This window comes from Pantoea sp. Ap-870 (assembly GCF_011752515.1).
GTDB lineage: Bacteria > Pseudomonadota > Gammaproteobacteria > Enterobacterales > Enterobacteriaceae > Pantoea > Pantoea dispersa.
Genome location: NZ_VWXG01000017.1, coordinates 1 through 16,665, shown reverse-complemented (window position 1 = coordinate 16,665; position 16,665 = coordinate 1). Strand labels below are relative to the sequence as shown.

16 protein-coding genes and 1 pseudogene are annotated in these 16,665 nt (G+C 57.2%); 4 read left to right on the top strand and 13 right to left on the bottom strand.

Translation table 11 applies throughout. From position 1 onward, the window contains the following. Nucleotides 1-105: pseudogene (locus F3J41_RS23160) on the top strand (IS110 family transposase); the annotation flags it as partial. Nucleotides 106-315: 210 nt separating this feature from the next. Further along, nucleotides 316-906 carry a malonic semialdehyde reductase gene (locus F3J41_RS23155; RefSeq protein WP_021506918.1) on the top strand — a complete coding sequence of 197 codons (591 nt, stop codon included), beginning with the start codon at nt 316-318 and terminating at the stop codon, nt 904-906. A gap of 41 nt (nt 907-947) precedes the next feature. Here F3J41_RS23155 and F3J41_RS23150 read toward each other — a convergent pair whose 3' ends face one another. After that, complete coding sequence (locus F3J41_RS23150; protein ID WP_031279601.1) at nt 948-1,457, bottom strand: flavin reductase family protein; 510 nt, start codon at nt 1,455-1,457, stop codon at nt 948-950. A gap of 293 nt (nt 1,458-1,750) precedes the next feature. On the opposite strand from F3J41_RS23150, the gene F3J41_RS23145 reads away from it, so the two are divergent. After that, on the top strand, nt 1,751-2,515 hold the full coding sequence (locus tag F3J41_RS23145; protein ID WP_031279602.1) for a 4'-phosphopantetheinyl transferase superfamily protein: 765 nt from the start codon (nt 1,751-1,753) through the stop codon (nt 2,513-2,515). 27 nt (nt 2,516-2,542) lie between these two features. Here the strand turns inward: F3J41_RS23145 and F3J41_RS23140 are convergent, their stop codons facing one another. Next, a complete protein-coding gene (locus F3J41_RS23140; protein ID WP_166712588.1) occupies nt 2,543-3,856 on the bottom strand; it encodes an NCS2 family permease in 1,314 nt (437 codons plus the stop codon). 151 nt (nt 3,857-4,007) lie between these two features. Here F3J41_RS23140 and yieH point away from each other — a divergent pair, with 151 nt between their 5' ends. After that, complete coding sequence (gene yieH / locus F3J41_RS23135) at nt 4,008-4,670, top strand: 6-phosphogluconate phosphatase (protein ID WP_021506922.1); 663 nt, start codon at nt 4,008-4,010, stop codon at nt 4,668-4,670. A 231-nt stretch (nt 4,671-4,901) separates the two neighbouring features. Here yieH and F3J41_RS23130 read toward each other — a convergent pair whose 3' ends face one another. The 11 genes from F3J41_RS23130 to glmU form a co-directional block, all read right to left on the bottom strand. Next, nucleotides 4,902-6,140, bottom strand: coding sequence for an MFS transporter (locus tag F3J41_RS23130; protein WP_166712586.1), 1,239 nt, complete (start codon nt 6,138-6,140; stop codon nt 4,902-4,904). Between the two features lie 119 nt (nt 6,141-6,259). Next, complete coding sequence (gene phoU / locus F3J41_RS23125; protein WP_021506924.1) at nt 6,260-6,994, bottom strand: phosphate signaling complex protein PhoU; 735 nt, start codon at nt 6,992-6,994, stop codon at nt 6,260-6,262. A 14-nt stretch (nt 6,995-7,008) separates the two neighbouring features. Beyond that, nucleotides 7,009-7,782, bottom strand: a complete 774-nt coding sequence (gene pstB, locus F3J41_RS23120) for a phosphate ABC transporter ATP-binding protein PstB (RefSeq protein WP_021506925.1) — start codon at nt 7,780-7,782, stop codon at nt 7,009-7,011. 44 nt (nt 7,783-7,826) lie between these two features. Continuing rightward, nucleotides 7,827-8,714, bottom strand: a complete 888-nt coding sequence (gene pstA / locus F3J41_RS23115) for a phosphate ABC transporter permease PstA (RefSeq protein WP_021506926.1) — start codon at nt 8,712-8,714, stop codon at nt 7,827-7,829. Next, a complete protein-coding gene (pstC, locus tag F3J41_RS23110) occupies nt 8,711-9,673 on the bottom strand; it encodes a phosphate ABC transporter permease PstC (RefSeq protein ID WP_058770723.1) in 963 nt (320 codons plus the stop codon). The genes pstA and pstC overlap by 4 nt, the downstream gene beginning before the upstream one ends. A gap of 86 nt (nt 9,674-9,759) precedes the next feature. Then, entirely contained in the window at nt 9,760-10,803 is a 1,044-nt protein-coding gene (pstS, locus tag F3J41_RS23105; protein ID WP_021506928.1) for a phosphate ABC transporter substrate-binding protein PstS, read from the bottom strand. Between the two features lie 143 nt (nt 10,804-10,946). After that, nucleotides 10,947-11,756: a hypothetical protein gene (locus tag F3J41_RS23100; RefSeq protein ID WP_104094320.1), complete on the bottom strand. Its 810-nt coding sequence runs from the start codon at nt 11,754-11,756 to the stop codon at nt 10,947-10,949. A gap of 35 nt (nt 11,757-11,791) precedes the next feature. Then, nucleotides 11,792-12,265 carry a fimbrial protein gene (locus F3J41_RS23095; RefSeq protein ID WP_166712583.1) on the bottom strand — a complete coding sequence of 158 codons (474 nt, stop codon included), beginning with the start codon at nt 12,263-12,265 and terminating at the stop codon, nt 11,792-11,794. 18 nt (nt 12,266-12,283) lie between these two features. Then, nucleotides 12,284-12,766, bottom strand: coding sequence for a fimbrial protein (locus F3J41_RS23090; protein WP_058775623.1), 483 nt, complete (start codon nt 12,764-12,766; stop codon nt 12,284-12,286). Nucleotides 12,767-12,999: 233 nt separating this feature from the next. Next, entirely contained in the window at nt 13,000-14,829 is a 1,830-nt protein-coding gene (glmS, locus tag F3J41_RS23085; protein WP_166712581.1) for a glutamine--fructose-6-phosphate transaminase (isomerizing), read from the bottom strand. 180 nt (nt 14,830-15,009) lie between these two features. Next, a complete protein-coding gene (gene glmU / locus F3J41_RS23080) occupies nt 15,010-16,380 on the bottom strand; it encodes a bifunctional UDP-N-acetylglucosamine diphosphorylase/glucosamine-1-phosphate N-acetyltransferase GlmU (RefSeq protein WP_031279605.1) in 1,371 nt (456 codons plus the stop codon). Nucleotides 16,381-16,665: the final 285 nt, after the last annotated feature.

Below are 16,665 nucleotides of genomic sequence, written 5' to 3'. Positions count from 1 at the left end.
GGAAAAGTCGTGGTGTGCGCGGCGATGAAGAAGCTGCTGCAGCTGGCTTATGGCGTGCTGAAATCGGGTCGTCCGTTCGATGCCGAAATATGTCTTGCCAGGTAACCGGCAAGACGGTATCTACAGGGGATTCATGTGATGCTGTAGGGTGCGCATTTAGGCGCACCGGAATCGCTACCAACATACATCTTTGTTATTTGGCGCGCCTTCGCCTTTGTCGTATAACGGTTGAGGGTCGCCGCGTAAACGCAGCGGCCACATCCATTATTCATGCTAAAAATCAGGCGCAGGTTGTTGCCTGAACAGGAGAGAAACATGAGTACACCGCTCGACAGCGTGGCGCTGAACGCGCTGTTTACTGAAGCCCGCACCCATAGCTACTGGCAGGATAAACCGATTTCGCAGGAGGTGCTGAAGCAGCTCTATGCGCTGACGGCGCTGGGGCCGACCTCAGCCAATTGCTCGCCGGGCCGCTTTGTGTTCGTGACGTCTCAGGAAGGTAAAGAGAAGCTGAAACCGGCGCTCTCCTCAGGCAATGTGGATAAGACCATGGCGGCACCGGTGACGGTGATTGTGGCGTGGGATCCGACCTTTTATGAAGCACTGCCAAAACTGTTCCCGCATGGCGATGCTCGCAGCTGGTTTACCAGCAGCCCGGATTTGGCCAAAGAGACCGCGTTTCGCAACAGCAGCCTGCAGGCGGGCTATCTGATTCTGGCGGCCCGCTCGCTGGGACTGGATGCCGGCCCGATGTCCGGTTTTGATCCGGCTAAAGTTAACGCCGCGTTCTTCAGCGAAAATAACTGGCAGGTCAACTTACTGATCAACCTTGGCTATGGCGAAGCCAGCAAGCTGCATCCGCGCCTGCCGCGTCTGAGCTTTGACGAAGCCAGCAAATTTGCCTGATACGTTAAGCCGCGCAGCCGCACGACGCGCTGCGCCATGACTTAGCCCAGCGAGTGAAAACCGCTGTTGAAGTAGACCATCGGCGCTGTCGCTTCGCCCGGCAGCGCAATACCCACGATACGCGCCAGCAGCACGCTGTGGGTGTTCCACTCCACCGTTTTTTCCAGCTGACAATCGAAGCTCACCAGCGCATCAGCCAGCACGGGCGCGCCCGTATTAAGGGTTTGCCATTCACCGCTCTGGAAACGCTCAGCGCGGCGCGTCGGCGAGCTGAACTGCGCGCACAGGTCATCGTGCTGCTCGCGCAGAACGTTCACGGCAAAGTAGCCCGCCTGCAGAATGGCATCGTGGCTTGATGCGCTGCGGTTAACGCAGACCAGCAGGCTGGGCGGTTCCGCTGCCAGCGAGCTGACCGAGGTGGCGATCAGCCCGAACTTTTCTCCGCTGGATGAGGTGGTCACCAGCGAGACACCGGCAGTGAGACGGCGCATGCCGTGACGAAATTCATCCAGCGAGATCGATTCCTGGCGAGCAAGAGAGGTAACAGACATAACAACTCCGACGTGCATGGTTTGCGATGCGCACGATTGGCAGATAGGTGAATAATTTAAGCACTTCATTGTGCAGCTCTTTCCTGTCCAAATCCTACACCACATCCGCCGCTTCGGCACCCCATCCGACACCAATGTGCAAAAGCCTCATATTCAATTGCAGCTCATGGCAATGAGATTCGCCTCGTCCTTATCTGAATTTACTGGCTATCCAGCGTAAGCGGGATGCAAACCCATGAGAAAATTCTTACAATAGCCCTGATGATTATCCGACCATTTTCACGGAGCGACAGATGGCTAGTCATTTTGTTCGTTGGGTGGTTAACCCGCCCCTCACCCCAGAGACCATGCGGGTTCCACAGGATGTGATGACCAGCGCCGGGCACCTGCCTGATAAGCGCCGCGGCCGCTTTCTTGCCGCACGCGCGCTGCTGGCCCAGCTGATGCTGCGCGTCTATGGTATTCGTGACCTGCCGCCGCTGATCGCCAGCAGCAGCGGTCGTCCCTGCTTTGCTGATCCTAATCTGCCTGACTTCAGTATCTCCTATGCCGGTAACATGGTCGGCGTGCTGCTGGCGGAAGAAGGCGGGCGCGCTGGCCTGGATATGGAAATCGTTCGGGCGCATAGCCGTCAGGCGCAGGATGCCCTCACGCAGGGGCTGTCATCGGGTGAAAAGGCGTGGATTAACGCCCAGCAGGATTTTATGGAAGCGGTGACGCAGATCTGGACGCTACGCCAGAGCATCCTCAAACTGACCGGCGAAGCCAACAGCGGTATTGATGCGCTGCGGCTGCATCCGGCCGCCGGCCGGCTGCGATCCAGCGTCTATCCCGATATTCAGGCGGTGTGTGATGCCGAGCCGACGCTGGTATGGTCCTGCGCGCTGTCGCCCGGCACTGAGCGTTTACGGCTGTGGGAGATTGATGCGCAGCAGCAGTGGCAGTCGCTGCGCGATGTGGAGATGAGCAAACCCAACATCGGGCCGCGCACCCTGCGCCTCACCAGCCTGCCCGGCGAGCGTGTCGCCAGTCAGCCGGAAGTCAGGCATCCCGGATAACCAGGCCGCACCCGCGGCCTGTTGCGTTTAGTGCGCGTCGATAAAAGCGATTTTCAGCACAAACAGCAGCGCCACCACCACCACGCACGGGCTGATTTCACGCCAGCGTCCGGTACCGAGTTTCATCACGCAGTAAGAGATAAAACCGAGCGCAATACCTTCGGTGATCGAGAAGCTGAACGGCATCATCGCCGCCGTGACAAACGCCGGCACCGCTTCGGTGAGATCGTCCCAGCGCACGCGCGCCAGCGAAGCCGTCATCAGTACGCCGACATAAATCAGCGCGCCAGCCGCCGCATAGGCGGGCACCATGGCAGCCAGCGGCGACAGGAACATCACCAGCAGGAACAGGATGCCGGTCACTACCGCCATCAGGCCGGTACGGCCACCAATCGCCACGCCGGATGAGCTTTCGATGTACGCCGTCACCGAAGAGGTGCCGATCAGCGAACCGGTGACGGAGCTGATGCTATCCACGTACAGCGCCTGTTTCATGCGCGGAAAAGTACCTTTCTCATCGGTCAGGCCCGCTTTATCGGTTACGCCAATCAGCGTACCGGATGAGTCAAACAGATTGACCAGCATGAAGGCGAAGATCACGCCCGCCATGCTCACGTTGAACGCGCCTTTGATATCGACCTGGCCGACCACCGAGGTGATGGTCGGCGGCGCGGCGAACAGCCCGGTAAACTTCACGTCGCCCAGCAGCAGACCGATCGCGGTGGTCACGACGATAGAGACCAGCACCGCCGCGTGGATGTTGCGCGACGCCAGAATCGCAATGATAAAGAAGCCGAGCGCGCCGAGTAGCACGTTGTGCGAGGCCAGGTTGCCGACGGTCACGATGGTGTCCGCGTTGGGCACAATAATGCCGGCGTTTTTCAGCCCCATCATGGCGATGAACAGACCGATACCGGCGGTGATGCCCACGCGCAGGCTGAGCGGAATATTGGCAATCATCCAGTAGCGTACGCGCAGCAGCGTCAGGATCAGCAGCCCCAGCGCGCCCCAGAAGATTGCACCCATGCCAACCTGCCACGAGTAGCCCATCGCGCCCACCACCACAAAGGCAAAGAAGGCGTTGAGGCCCATGGCCGGTGCCAGCGCCACCGGCAGATTGGCCACCAGCCCCATCAGGATGCTGCCGAACGCAGCAATCACGCAGGTGGTAACAAACACCGCCTGGGTGTCCATGCCTGCGGCACCAAGAATCTGCGGGTTAACGAAGACGATGTACACCATCGTCAGGAAAGTAGTGAAACCGGCAATCACTTCGGTGCGCGCGGTGGTTCCGTGTTCCTGCAGCCTGAAAATACGCTGCAAAAGGCCCTGCTCGTTCATTTCGCTGTTCCGATGAAAAATTTATCGCCGCGTATCCTATAGACTTTAGCGCCGCAAAACACTGATTTTTCGCAACCGGTTGCCTGGGGTCGCTTTCTGCGCTGAGTGCGCTAGAGTGACAGCTTATTGTTTACTAAAAGGATGAGGCGCGATGTCAGTTGAATGTATCTTTTTTGATTGCGATGGCACGCTGGTCGACAGCGAAGTGATCTGCACGCAGTCCTACGTCAACACCTTTGCCCGTTACGGTATCGAACTCTCGCTGCAGCAGATGTTTGAGCAGTACAAAGGGGTGAAGCTTTACGACATCATCCGCGATGTGACGGCACAGCATCAGGTAACACTGCCGCTGGCTGAGGTGGAGAGTGCCTACCGCGCGGAAGTGGCGCGCCTGTTTGATCTTGATCTGCAGCCGATTGCCGGCGCCAGAGCGCTGGTGGAGCGCGTGAAGGTGCCGATGTGCGTGGTGTCGAACGGTACGGTGAAGAAAATGGAGCATTCGCTGGGGCTGACCGGCATGCTGCCGTATCTGAGCGGACGCCTGTACAGCGGCTATGACATTAATCACTGGAAGCCGGATCCGGAGCTGATGTACCACGCGGCGGAACAGATGCAGGTGCCGATTGAAAAGTGCATTCTGGTGGATGATTCAGAGGCTGGCGCGCGGGCTGGCATCGCCGCTGGCATACCGGTGTTTTACTACTGTGCCGATGCACACAATCCAGTGATTGATCACCCGCTGGTAACGCGTTTTGACGATATGGCGCAGCTGCCAGCGCTGTGGCGTGCACGTGGCTGGGATGTGGTCAGGTAAGTGCGCGCAGCCCCCTCATCCCAGCCTTCTCCCGCCAGCGGGAGAAGGGGCCGATCGAGCGGGTGTTATGGTGAAGCACAGGTTTGTGAAACCTCACTGAGCGGTTCCCTCTCCCGTTTGCCGAAGAAGGGGCCGATCGCGCTGGTGTTAAGGTGAAGCACAGGTTTATGAAACCGCACTGAACGGTTCCCTCTCCCGTTTGCGGGAGAGGGTTAGGGTGAGGGGAAAAAATCACCCAATCGCGCCCAGCGAATCCTCATTGCCCTGGCTTTTCGGCAGCAGGAACAGCGTGGCGACAATATCCAGCAGGTAAATCAGCGCCAGCAGCGTAATCGCAGCGGTGAACGAAATATGCGTGGCCAGCATGCCGATCACCAGCGGGCCGAAACCGCCGACGCCGCGGCCGAGGTTAAACAACACATTCTGCGCAGTGGCGCGCGCCTGCGGTGGGAAAGTGTCCGAGATCAGCGCGCCGTAGCCGCCAATCATGCCGTTAACAAATATCCCCATGATGGCACCGGTAAACAGCATCACCGTCGGGTCGCGCAGCTGGGCGTAAACCACCACCATCGCCACGGCGCCAAACTGGTACAGCAGGAAAATCTTCCAGCGCGCAAAGCGGTCCGCCAGCACGCCGAACAGCCAGATACCAAACGTCATGCCCACCACCGTAACGGCCGTCCACAGGCCGGATTTGGTCAGGCTGAAGCCGAAGCTGGAAGAGAGATAACTTGGCATCCAGATCATCAGGCCGTAATAGCCAAAATTCTGCACCGAACAAAGAATCAGAATGCCGAGGCTGGCTTTGCTGGTGGCGCGATCGGCAAACAGCAGTTTAATGCGCGCGGAAAAGGAGAGCTGCGGGGCTTTTTCCACATGGCGGGTGAAAGTTTCCGGCTCGCCCATGCTGCGGCGAATCACAAACGACACCAGCGCCGGCAGCAGGCCAACCAGGAACATACCGCGCCAGCCAATCACGCTCAGCAGCGGCGGCGTGATAAAGGCCGCCAGCAATACGCCGAGCTGCCAGCCGATACCGACCCACGCCGAGGCGCGGTTGCGCTTCTCCTTCGGCCAGGCTTCGGCAATCAGCGCCATGCCGATGCCAAACTCACCGCCCAGTCCCATGCCGGCCAGCGTACGATACGCCAGCAGATCCCAGTAGCCCTGCGCCACGGCGCACAGCCCGGTGAACAGCGAGAACATCAGGATCGTCACGGTCAGAATGCGGATGCGGCCGTAGCGATCGCTCAGATGACCAAACACAATGCCGCCGACCACCGCGCCGATCAGCGTCCAGGTCACCAGCGAACCGGCCTGCGACGCATCCAGCGCCAGCGACACGCTGATCGCCGGCAGCATAAATCCCAGAATCAGCAGATCAAATCCATCCATGGCATAGCCGCTGACGGCAGCCACCATCGCTTTCGCCGGCGTAACGGCGGTTTTGTTGTTATTTGCAGAGGACATAAAACAGCACCTGGCAGAAAAATGTGCGCCAAGTATAAAGAGAGCGGCAGGTTGAGAACAGGCAGAAATCAAGCGCACTGCCTGTCAGCCTCAGCGCTAACAGGCAGTCATCACGTCAATCAGGAGGGTTTATTGCTGCCGTCGTCGCCCGACAGCAGTTCATCCAGCTTGTCACCGCCAACGTGACGGAAATCCTGACCTTTCACGAAATAGAAGATAATTTCGCAGATGTTCTGGCAGCGGTCACCGATGCGCTCGATAGCGCGCGCGCAGAACAGCGCGGTGAGCACGCTGGGAATAGTGCGCGGATCTTCCATCATGTAGGTCATCAGCTGGCGCACGATACCTTCGTACTCTTTATCCACCTTTTTGTCTTCGCGGTAGATCTTGATGGCTTCGTTGAGATCCATGCGCGCGAAGGCATCCAGCACGTCGTGCAGCATCTGCACGGTGTGATGTCCGAGCGACTCGAGGCTCACCAGCAGCGGCAGGTGCTGCTGACCGAACTTCTCCAGCGCGGTACGGCTGATCTTCTCCGCCACGTCGCCGATGCGTTCCAGCTCCGAAATGGTTTTGATGATCGCCATCACCAGACGCAGGTCGCTGGCGGTAGGCTGACGCTTGGCGATGATGCGCACGCAGGCTTCATCAATCTCCACTTCCATCATGTTGACCTTCTGGTCACCGTCGATCACCCGGCGCGCCAGTTCGCCATCCTGGTTATGCATCGCGGTGATGGCATCGGTAAGCTGCTGCTCCACCATGCCACCCATGATCATCACCTGGGTACGAATGTGCTCCAGCTCCGCGTTGAACTGACCGGAGATATGTTTGTTCAGATTTAAATTATCCATGTTTCTCTCCTGAATCAGCCGTAACGACCGGTGATGTAATCTTCTGTCTGCTTCTGCGCTGGCTTGGTAAACAGCGTGTCGGTGTCGCTGAACTCAATCAGCTCGCCCAGATACATAAACGCAGTGTGATCGGAACAGCGCGCCGCCTGCTGCATGTTATGGGTCACGATGACCACGGTGTAATCCTGCTTCAGCTCGGTAATCAGCTCTTCGATGCGTCCGGTGGAGATCGGGTCCAGCGCCGAACATGGCTCATCCAGCAGCAGCACTTCCGGGCGAATCGCGATGCCGCGCGCGATGCACAGACGCTGCTGCTGACCGCCGGAGAGACTGTAACCGCTCTGGTGCAGCTTGTCTTTGGTTTCATTCCACAGCGCGGCTTTGCTCAGCGCCCACTGCACGCGCTCGTCCATATCGGCCCGCGACAGCTTCTCAAACAGCCGCACGCCAAAGGCGATGTTGTCATAAATCGACATCGGAAACGGCGTCGGCTTCTGGAACACCATGCCGACGCGCGCGCGCAGCAGGGCGATATCCTGATGCGATGCCAGAATGTTGTCGCCATCCAGCAGAATTTCACCCTCAGCACGCTGCTCCGGATAGAGCGAGTACATTTTGTTGAAGGTGCGCAGCAGGGTGGATTTGCCGCAGCCCGACGGACCGATAAACGCCGTCACCTGGTTTTTGGCGATATCCAGATTAATGTTCTTCAGCGCGTGGAACTTACCGTAGTGGAAGTTCAGATTGCGCACCTGAATTTTACCGGCAGAAGGAGTTGCCATACTCATTGCTCATCTCTCATGTGCAGCGCCGCCGAAGCCGCGCCGGAAAATTAGTGTTTGCCTTTGGCGAAAATCACGCGCGCCACGATGTTCAGCAGCAGCACGCACAGCGTAATAATCAGCACACCGGCCCACGCCAGGCTCTGCCATTCGGCAAACGGGCTCATGGCGAATTTGAAGATGGTCACCGGCAGGTTGGCCAGCGGCTGCATCATGTCGGTGCTCCAGAACTGGTTCGACAGCGCGGTGAACAGCAGCGGTGCGGTTTCACCGGCAATGCGCGCAATCGCCAGCAGCACACCGGTAATGATGCCGGAGACCGAGGCTTTCAGCGTAATAGCCGAGATCATCTTCCACTTCGGCGTGCCCAGCGCATAAGCCGCTTCACGCATGCTGTCCGGCACCAGCCGCAGCATGTTCTCGGTGGTACGAATCACAATAGGCACCTGCAGCAGCGCCAGCGCTATCACACCGGCCCAGCCGGAGAAGTGCTGCATCTGCGCCACCACGATGGTGTACACGAACAGGCCGACCACAATTGACGGTGCGGACAGCAGGATGTCGTTGATGAAGCGAATCACTTCCGCCAGCCAGTGCTTGCGGCCATATTCTGCCAGGTAGATACCCGCCAGAATGCCCAGCGGCGTGCCAAAGAAGGTGGACCAGAAGATCAGCAGGCCGCTGCCCGCCAGGGCGTTCGCCAGACCACCGCCCGCGGTGTTGGGCGGTGGCGTGGATTCGGTAAACAGCGTCCAGCTCAGGCCATCGATCCCTTTCGTGACGGTGGTGAACAGGATCCAGATCAGCCAGAACAGGCCGAACGCCATGGTCAGCAGCGAGAGCGTCAGGGCAATTTTGTTTTTGGTGCTGCGCCACGCCTGCATTTTACGGCGCGAGGCTTCCAGCTCGGCGCGCGCCTGCATTTCAATTGCTGTCATGAACGGGCTCCTTCACTCTTCGCCAGACGCAGGATCATCAGTTTGGAGATCGCCAGAACGATAAAGGTAATCACGAACAGAATCAGGCCAAGCTCCATCAGCGCCGCCACGTGCACGCCGGATTCGGCTTCGGCGAACTCGTTCGCCAGCGCCGAGGTGATACTGTTGCCGGGCATAAACAGCGATGCGCTGTCCAGCTGGTAGGTATTACCGATGATAAAGGTGACCGCCATGGTTTCGCCCAGCGCGCGGCCGAGACCCAGCATCACGCCGCCGATCACGCCGTTTTTGGTGAACGGCAGCACGATGCGCCAGATCACTTCCCAGGTGGTGCAGCCGATGCCGTAGGCCGACTCTTTCATCATCACCGGCGTCTGTTCGAACACATCGCGCATCACCGAGGCGATGTAAGGGATAATCATGATGGCGAGGATCACGCCCGCCGCCAGAATACCGATGCCGAAAGCCGGACCGGAGAACAGCGCGCCGACGATCGGGATATTTGCCAGCACCTCGCCAACCGGCGTCTGGAAATACTCCGCGAACAGCGGAGCAAAGATAAACAGGCCCCACATGCCGTACACGATGCTGGGAATGGCCGCCAGCAGCTCAATCGCGGTACCCAGCGGACGGCGCAGCCAGTTTGGCGCCAGTTCGGTCAGAAACAGGGCGATACCGAAACTCACCGGCACCGCGATGATTAAGGCAATCAGTGAGGTTACGAGGGTGCCGTAAATCGGCACCAGCGCACCAAATTCTTCGTTTGGCGCATCCCAGGTTTTGGTCCACAGAAAGGAGAAGCCAAATTTCTGGATGCTCGGCCAGGAGGAGAAAATCAGGGAGACGATAATGCCGCCCAGCAGCAGTAACACGATCAGCGCGGAGAGCTTCACCAGCGCGCCGAATATCATGTCGCCTTGCTTGCCCGGTGCTTTAAACGTCGGCTTAGTGGCAGCCATAGAATTCTCGATCTCAGAGGGTAATCAGGGCGGCAACAAGGCCGCCCATCAGGCTGGCCAGCGCGGACGCTGGCCGGGTCATACACTTACTGGTACAGCGCTTTACCGGAACTGTCTTTGATGTTGGCTTTCCAGGCAGCACGAATCTGATTCGCTACGCTCTCTGGCAGCGCGGCGTAATCCAGCGCCGTAGCCGTTTTGCTGCCGCCTTTGTACGCCCAGTCAAAGAACTTCAGCACTTCACTACCCTTCTCCGCATTCGCCTGCTCTTTGTAGATCAGGATGAAGGTGGTTGAGGTGATCGGCCATGCATCGTTGCCTTTCTGGAAGGTCAGATCCTGAGCGAAGGATTTGCTCCAGTCAGCGCCTTTGGCGGCATTAGCAAAGCTGGCTTCGCTCGGTGCCACTGGCTTGCCGTCGGCATCAACCAGTTTGGTGTAAGTCAGGTTGTTCTGTTTGGCGTAGGCGTACTCTACGTAGCCAATCGAGCCCGGCAGACGCTGTACAAACGCGGCCACGCCGTCGTTACCTTTACCGCCCAGGCCGGTTGGCCAGTTAACGGTGTTGCCTTTACCGATTTTGCTGTTCCAGGTCTCGTTCACTTTAGACAGGTAGCTGGTGAAGACGAAAGAGGTGCCGGAACCATCCGCGCGGCGCACCACGTTGATGTTGGTGTCTGGCAGCTTCACGCCCGGGTTCAGTTTGGTGATCGCCGGATCGTTCCACTTTTTGATGGTGCCGAGATAGATGTCGCCGACCGTTTTACCGTCGAGCGTCAGCTCACCAGATTTAACGCCGGGAATGTTCACCGCCAGCACCACGCCACCGATCACCGTCGGGAACTGGAACAGGCCATTTTTCTGCAGATCTTCTTCTTTCATCGGCGCATCGGACGCACCGAAATCCACGGTTTTGGCAATGATTTGCTTCACGCCACCCGAGGAACCAATACCCTGATAGTTGATTTTGCTACCGGTGGCTTGCTGATACTCTGCTGCCCACTTGGCATAAACCGGTGCCGGGAACGTCCCGCCTGCGCCTGTCAGGTCGGTGGCTGCAAAAGCAGAAACCGCGCTTACTGCGAAGGTGGCGGCGAGAATTCGGGCTACGGTGCTACGCATCAGTGTCATGTTCCCTCCAGGGGATTAAAAATCAGGCTTGACGCCGTTTTAGTAAGAGTCATTGATTGCTGCTGGAGGCAAAATAGGACAGTTTGATGACAGTGAAATGTACGAATTGTGACAGTTATATGACAACCGGGTCGGCTGGCAAATCAGAGGTAATTAATGAAAACCACCGTGCTGCCGGTAAAGTTACCGGGACTGGGGGTTGTTGAGGAGAGCGTCGAAATCAGCGTGAACGGCGTCGTCACGTTAGCCCGCACTAATCGCGGTTTATTCAGACTCCCGTCAGCCAGTGATAACAGCGTACTGATGTTGTTGCTCAGTTTGAGGATATTGATCCCACCGGCAAGCGCAAAACTGATATTCACATCACGGTTGCAGAAAAGCGAGAAGTTAACGCTGGCTTTGGCGCCATTAACGGCGGCCGGGGCCAGCGTACCATGATTAATATTCAGCGCGGCTCCGCTTACCGAACAGGATACCGGCACCACCGGAATGTTGACGCAAGGTGCCCAGGGCGCAACCATTCCGGAATAGTCAGTTACGGTCGCGGAGGCTGTCACAAAGCTGCCGCAGTATGAACTGTAATAACGGGTATCTGAGTTACGCAGAAACTTGCCACCCCGACCATTAAAACGGATAAAACGTTCAGCCACCGAGGCCAGGCTCTCGCCCTGATCGACGTAAATTTGTGGCCCGCCCGCAGCGCTGAATACGGTGCCATGCCCGATAAACCAGGCGCTGACACCGATGCCTGCTGCGCAGGTTCTCTCTGAAGAGTTACAGCGGGCATAGCCGGATATCATACCGACATCCACCACTGACCAGGTAATTTCAACCTGGCTTGCGTTGACCCAGCGAATGCCATCCACGCGCGGGGCTTCCATCGCTTGCGCTGAAAAGAACAGCAGCAGGCCAGCGAAAAAAGCCAGATAGCGGAAAACAAGCCCTGTTAGCATTGGTCTAATCCTGTGGTTGCGTCAACGCCGATCATCTACTGGTACTCAACCACCAGCGCAGCAAAAGCAGAAAAGTCACCGCTGGTTAACACCGCGGCGTTTTTTTTCACCGGTACCACCTGAATGACGGGCAGCGCAGGAAAGGTAAACGGCAGCCAGTTATTCAGTGCCAGGGCGTTTTCGCCATTTTTACCGCTTAATATCTGAATCGCCAAATCACGCTGGCTGGTCGCCAGCAAAGCAGAATTAAATGCGCTTCCGGTGCCACTGATTTGTACACGCATACTCTTATCGGGATTATTGCTACAGGTTAACGTCCAGGAGACAGGTTTTCTGTAGCTGTCGCCATTGATTTGGGAAATAACCACTGAACCAAACTCCACCATAATTGGCTTTTCGCCGTTAATCTGACATAACGGCGGCTCGATGAGTTTTCCACTGAAGTTAGCCTGCACGCTGAAAGCAGCCACTGCGCTATACTTCAGCATAGCGGGCAGCAATAGTGCCATTAACCACGTACGTTTCATTTATTGCAGTTCCACTACCAGTGTTGCCGCTGAAGTAAAACTTCCACCCGTTAAACTGCTGCTGTTATCTTTCACCGGGACGGCCGTAATAACCGGCAGCGCGGGATAAGTAAAGTTTACCCAGCTGGTATTAATATTTAACCTTTCAGCGTTAGACTTAAAAAACGCAATACCTAAACCGCTGACTGATGCGCGTAACGCACCGCTATCAAAGCTGGCTGCATTCCCCTGTAGCTGGAGTTTAAGCGCATTAGAGGGAAGATTAGTGCAGGAAAGCGTAAATGACACAGGTTGCTGATACGCTTTCCCATCTATTTTATCGGTGCGCACATCGCCGAAATTAACACTAATCGGCATACCATTATTTATTTTACAGTCGGCAGGTACCATCACGTTACCGGAAATATTCACACTGAATGACGATGCCAGTGCATCGGATAAAAGCATCAGACACAAAAAAGTAAATATGAAATAACGCGCCATAAATTCCTACATGCAGAGAACGAGTTTGGCTTGCTACATGCATCAGAAAGCTTATGACTGAAAGGTTAAATTAAAGTTAAACAAAACAGAAGTGAAGGACAGCCAGCGAATTATGAAAGTTGATTTCACATATCAGGGAGAAATTAATTCACAACGTTCACAGAATTCACGATTAATTTAATCGGAACAACAATGAGTTAAAAAACCCGGCCTGTTTCCAGACCGGGCTACGCTTATTCCACCGTAACCGATTTCGCCAGGTTACGCGGCTGGTCGACGTCGGTGCCTTTGATCAGCGCCACGTGGTAGGAGAGCAACTGCAGCGGCACGGTGTAGAAGATTGGGGCAATTACCTCTTCAACGTGCGGCAGCGGGATGATTTTCATGCCTTCGCTGTCGCTGAAACCGGCATCCTGGTCGGCAAACACGTACAGCAGACCGCCGCGCGCGCGCACCTCTTCGATGTTGGATTTCAGCTTCTCCAGCAGTTCGTTGTTCGGTGCCACCACAATCACCGGCATATCGGCATCAATCAGCGCCAGCGGACCGTGCTTCAGCTCGCCCGCTGCATAGGCTTCGGCGTGGATATAGGAGATCTCTTTCAGCTTCAGCGCCCCTTCCATGGCAATCGGATACTGATCGCCACGGCCGAGGAACAGCGCGTGATGCTTGTCAGAGAAGCCTTCGGCGAGATTCTCGATCACTTTATCCTGCGCCAGCATCTGTTCAATGCGGCTCGGCAGTGCCTGCAGCGCATGGACGATCTCGTGCTCGGTGTCAGCGCGCATGCCGTGCAGACGGCCCAGCTTCGCCACCAGCATCAGCAGTACCGTCAGCTGAGTGGTGAACGCTTTGGTCGAGGCCACGCCGATTTCGGTGCCGGCTTTAGTCATCAGCGCCAGATCAGACTCACGCACCAGCGATGAACCGGCCACGTTGCAGATGGCCAGCGAACCGAGATAGCCCAGCTCTTTGGACAGGCGCAGCGCTGCCAGCGTATCGGCGGTTTCACCGGATTGCGACAGGGTGATCAGCAGGCTGTTTTTACGCACCGCCGATTTGCGATAGCGGAATTCGGAGGCGATCTCCACGTCACACGGGATGTTGGCCAGCGACTCAAACCAGTAACGCGACACCATGCCGGAGTTGTAGGAGGTGCCGCAGGCGATGATCTGAATGTGTTCCACCTGGCTCAGCAGCGTTTCCGCGTTAGCGCCCAGTTCGCTGAGATCAACAATGCCGTCATGAAAGCGGCCGGCCAGCGTGTTTTTGATGGCGTTCGGCTGTTCGTAGATCTCTTTCTGCATGTAATGGCGGTAGACGCCTTTGTCGCCGGCATCGTACTGCGCATTGGATTCGATCTCTGCGCGCTGTGCCTGGTTACCGTGGCGATCGATAATCGTCACTTCGCGGCGGGTAATTTCGGCAATATCCCCTTCTTCGAGGTAGATAAAGCGGCGGGTCACCGGCAGCAGCGCCAGCTGATCGGAAGCGATAAAGTTTTCGCCCACGCCGCGGCCAATCACCAGCGGGCTGCCGGAACGCGCAGCCACCAGCACCGACGGATCGCGGCTGTCCATGATCACCATGCCATACGCCCCGCGCAGCTGCGGGATCACCCGCAGTATCACTTCGCGCAGCGTACCGCCCTGTTTCTGCTCCCAGTGCACCAGGTGCGCCACCACTTCGGTGTCAGTTTCGGAGGCAAAGCGGTAACCGCGTGCGATCATCTGCTCACGCAGAGGTTCGTGGTTCTCAATGATGCCGTTGTGCACAATAATAATGTGCTCTGAGACGTGCGGATGCGCATTGGCTTCCGACGGCTCACCGTGCGTCGCCCAGCGGGTGTGCGCGATGCCGGTTCCGCCAATCAGCGGCTGCTGTTCCGCCGCTTCTGCCAGATTGGCCACTTTACCCAGACGACGCAACCGCGTCATGTGGCCCTGGCGATCGACAACCGCCAGACCGGCAGAGTCATACCCGCGATACTCAAGACGACGCAGCCCTTCCAGCAGAATTTCTGCGATATCACGCTGCGCTACTGCACCAACAATTCCACACATAGTAATTTCCTGACGTCATGGCTTTCGGCCATTGCGTTGTCATCTGACCTGATTGTTCCCCGAGCCTTGTAGAGAGTGGGGGATATCCCTTCCTATTCCAGGTTGCAGGTGCGTTAGCTGCCTGAAAACCGGAATATTTCGGGTTTTTAATACCGGGCCGATCTTTGCCGGCCCTTACATTTATTTTTTCTTAACCGGACGCTGCCAGCCAGACTTCTGATTTTGCTCTTTGCGGTTATAGACCAGATCGGCAGCGGTAACATCTTTCATCACCGTTGTGCCGGCGGCGATGGTGGCGCCCGCCGCCACGCTGACCGGAGCCACCAGCTGGGTGTCCGAGCCGACAAACACGTTGTCGCCGATAATGGTTTTAAACTTGTTGGCACCGTCGTAGTTGCAGGTGATGGTGCCGGCACCGATATTCACGCCCGCGCCAATCTCCGCATCACCGAGATACGACAGATGGCCGGCCTTCGAGCCTTTGCCCAGCGTCGCTTTCTTCATCTCGACAAAGTTACCGACGTGCGCCTGTTCAGCCAGTTCGCTGCCCGGACGCAGGCGCGCAAATGGCCCGACGGTGCAGGCGGCGGCCAGCGTGGCATCTTCAATCACCGAATAAGGGCTGATTTCGCAGTCATCGGCAATCACGCTGTTTTTAATGATGCAGCCAGCGCCAATTTTTACCCGATGGCCCAGCGTGACGTTGCCTTCAATGATCACGTTGGTATCAATATCGACATCACGACCGTGCTGCAGCGTACCGCGCAGATCGAAGCGCGCCGGATCGCGCAGCATGACGCCAGCCAGCAGCAGCTTTTCTGCCTGCTCACGTTGATAAGTGCGCTCCAGAGTGGATAGCTGCAGACGATTGTTCACGCCGTCGGTTTCGCTGATACGCGCCGGGTGCACTGCGTTGATCACGCGGCCTTCCTGATGCGCCATGGCGATGATATCGGTGATGTAGAATTCGCCCTGCGCATTGTGGTTGTTGAGCTGCGCCAGCCAGCGCTTCAGGTCGGCACCGTTGGCGATCAGGATGCCGGTGTTGATCTCCTGAATCTTCAGCTGTTCGGCTGACGCATCTTTTTGCTCCACGATGCCGGTGATGGTGCCGTTTTCGCGCACGATGCGTCCGTAGCCGGTGGGGTTATCCAGCACCACGGTGAGCAGCCCGATGCCGCCAGCGGGTTTGGCGTCGCGCAGACGCTGCAGGGTTTCCTGGGCGATCAGCGGGACATCGCCGTACAGCATCAGGATATCTTCGTCATCGGCGAAGAACGGTGCCGCCTGCTGCATGGCATGGCCGGTGCCGAGCTGTTCCGCCTGCAACACCCAGTTCAGCGGGTTATGCGCCAGTTTCTCCTGCAGCAATTCACCGCCGTGGCCGTAGACCAGATGCACCTGCTGTGCGCCGAGGCCGGTAGCGGCATCAATAACGTGTTGCACCATTGGTTTACCTGCCAGGCTGTGCAGCACCTTAGGCAGATCGGAATACATGCGGGTGCCTTTGCCAGCGGCGAGGATCACCACGCTCATTGCGCTTGTCGACATAACTATCCTGACTCAATTTAGCTTTCGAAAGTGTAAGGTTTACCCCTGAGATTACTACATTTTTCTCCGTGCGAAATTAGCGGAAGAGGATGAGTGGTGGCGAGTGGCCAGCACGGGTCGCCGCGGAGGGCATAAGGTAAGGGCGTTGCGCCATTTTCGGTCGCCATAAATGGCGCCCCTTATATCCCGATCATTCTCCTCCGGGTATGATGATCCCCGACTGATCATCGGGAAGTTGCTGGTGAGATGGGGGCGCCCCCTGGGCATAAAGCCTGCTTCGTAGAT

Coding starts and splice junctions, on each gene's coding strand:
- F3J41_RS23155 (WP_021506918.1), top strand. CDS start 316: ATGAGTACACCGCTCGACAGCGTGGCGCTGAACGCGCTGTTTACTGAA.
- F3J41_RS23150 (WP_031279601.1), bottom strand. CDS start 1,457: ATGTCTGTTACCTCTCTTGCTCGCCAGGAATCGATCTCGCTGGATGAA.
- F3J41_RS23145 (WP_031279602.1), top strand. CDS start 1,751: ATGGCTAGTCATTTTGTTCGTTGGGTGGTTAACCCGCCCCTCACCCCA.
- F3J41_RS23140 (WP_166712588.1), bottom strand. CDS start 3,856: ATGAACGAGCAGGGCCTTTTGCAGCGTATTTTCAGGCTGCAGGAACAC.
- yieH (WP_021506922.1), top strand. CDS start 4,008: ATGTCAGTTGAATGTATCTTTTTTGATTGCGATGGCACGCTGGTCGAC.
- F3J41_RS23130 (WP_166712586.1), bottom strand. CDS start 6,140: ATGTCCTCTGCAAATAACAACAAAACCGCCGTTACGCCGGCGAAAGCG.
- phoU (WP_021506924.1), bottom strand. CDS start 6,994: ATGGATAATTTAAATCTGAACAAACATATCTCCGGTCAGTTCAACGCG.
- pstB (WP_021506925.1), bottom strand. CDS start 7,782: ATGAGTATGGCAACTCCTTCTGCCGGTAAAATTCAGGTGCGCAATCTG.
- pstA (WP_021506926.1), bottom strand. CDS start 8,714: ATGACAGCAATTGAAATGCAGGCGCGCGCCGAGCTGGAAGCCTCGCGC.
- pstC (WP_058770723.1), bottom strand. CDS start 9,673: ATGGCTGCCACTAAGCCGACGTTTAAAGCACCGGGCAAGCAAGGCGAC.
- pstS (WP_021506928.1), bottom strand. CDS start 10,803: ATGACACTGATGCGTAGCACCGTAGCCCGAATTCTCGCCGCCACCTTC.
- F3J41_RS23100 (WP_104094320.1), bottom strand. CDS start 11,756: ATGCTAACAGGGCTTGTTTTCCGCTATCTGGCTTTTTTCGCTGGCCTG.
- F3J41_RS23095 (WP_166712583.1), bottom strand. CDS start 12,265: ATGGCACTATTGCTGCCCGCTATGCTGAAGTATAGCGCAGTGGCTGCT.
- F3J41_RS23090 (WP_058775623.1), bottom strand. CDS start 12,766: ATGGCGCGTTATTTCATATTTACTTTTTTGTGTCTGATGCTTTTATCC.
- glmS (WP_166712581.1), bottom strand. CDS start 14,829: ATGTGTGGAATTGTTGGTGCAGTAGCGCAGCGTGATATCGCAGAAATT.
- glmU (WP_031279605.1), bottom strand. CDS start 16,380: ATGTCGACAAGCGCAATGAGCGTGGTGATCCTCGCCGCTGGCAAAGGC.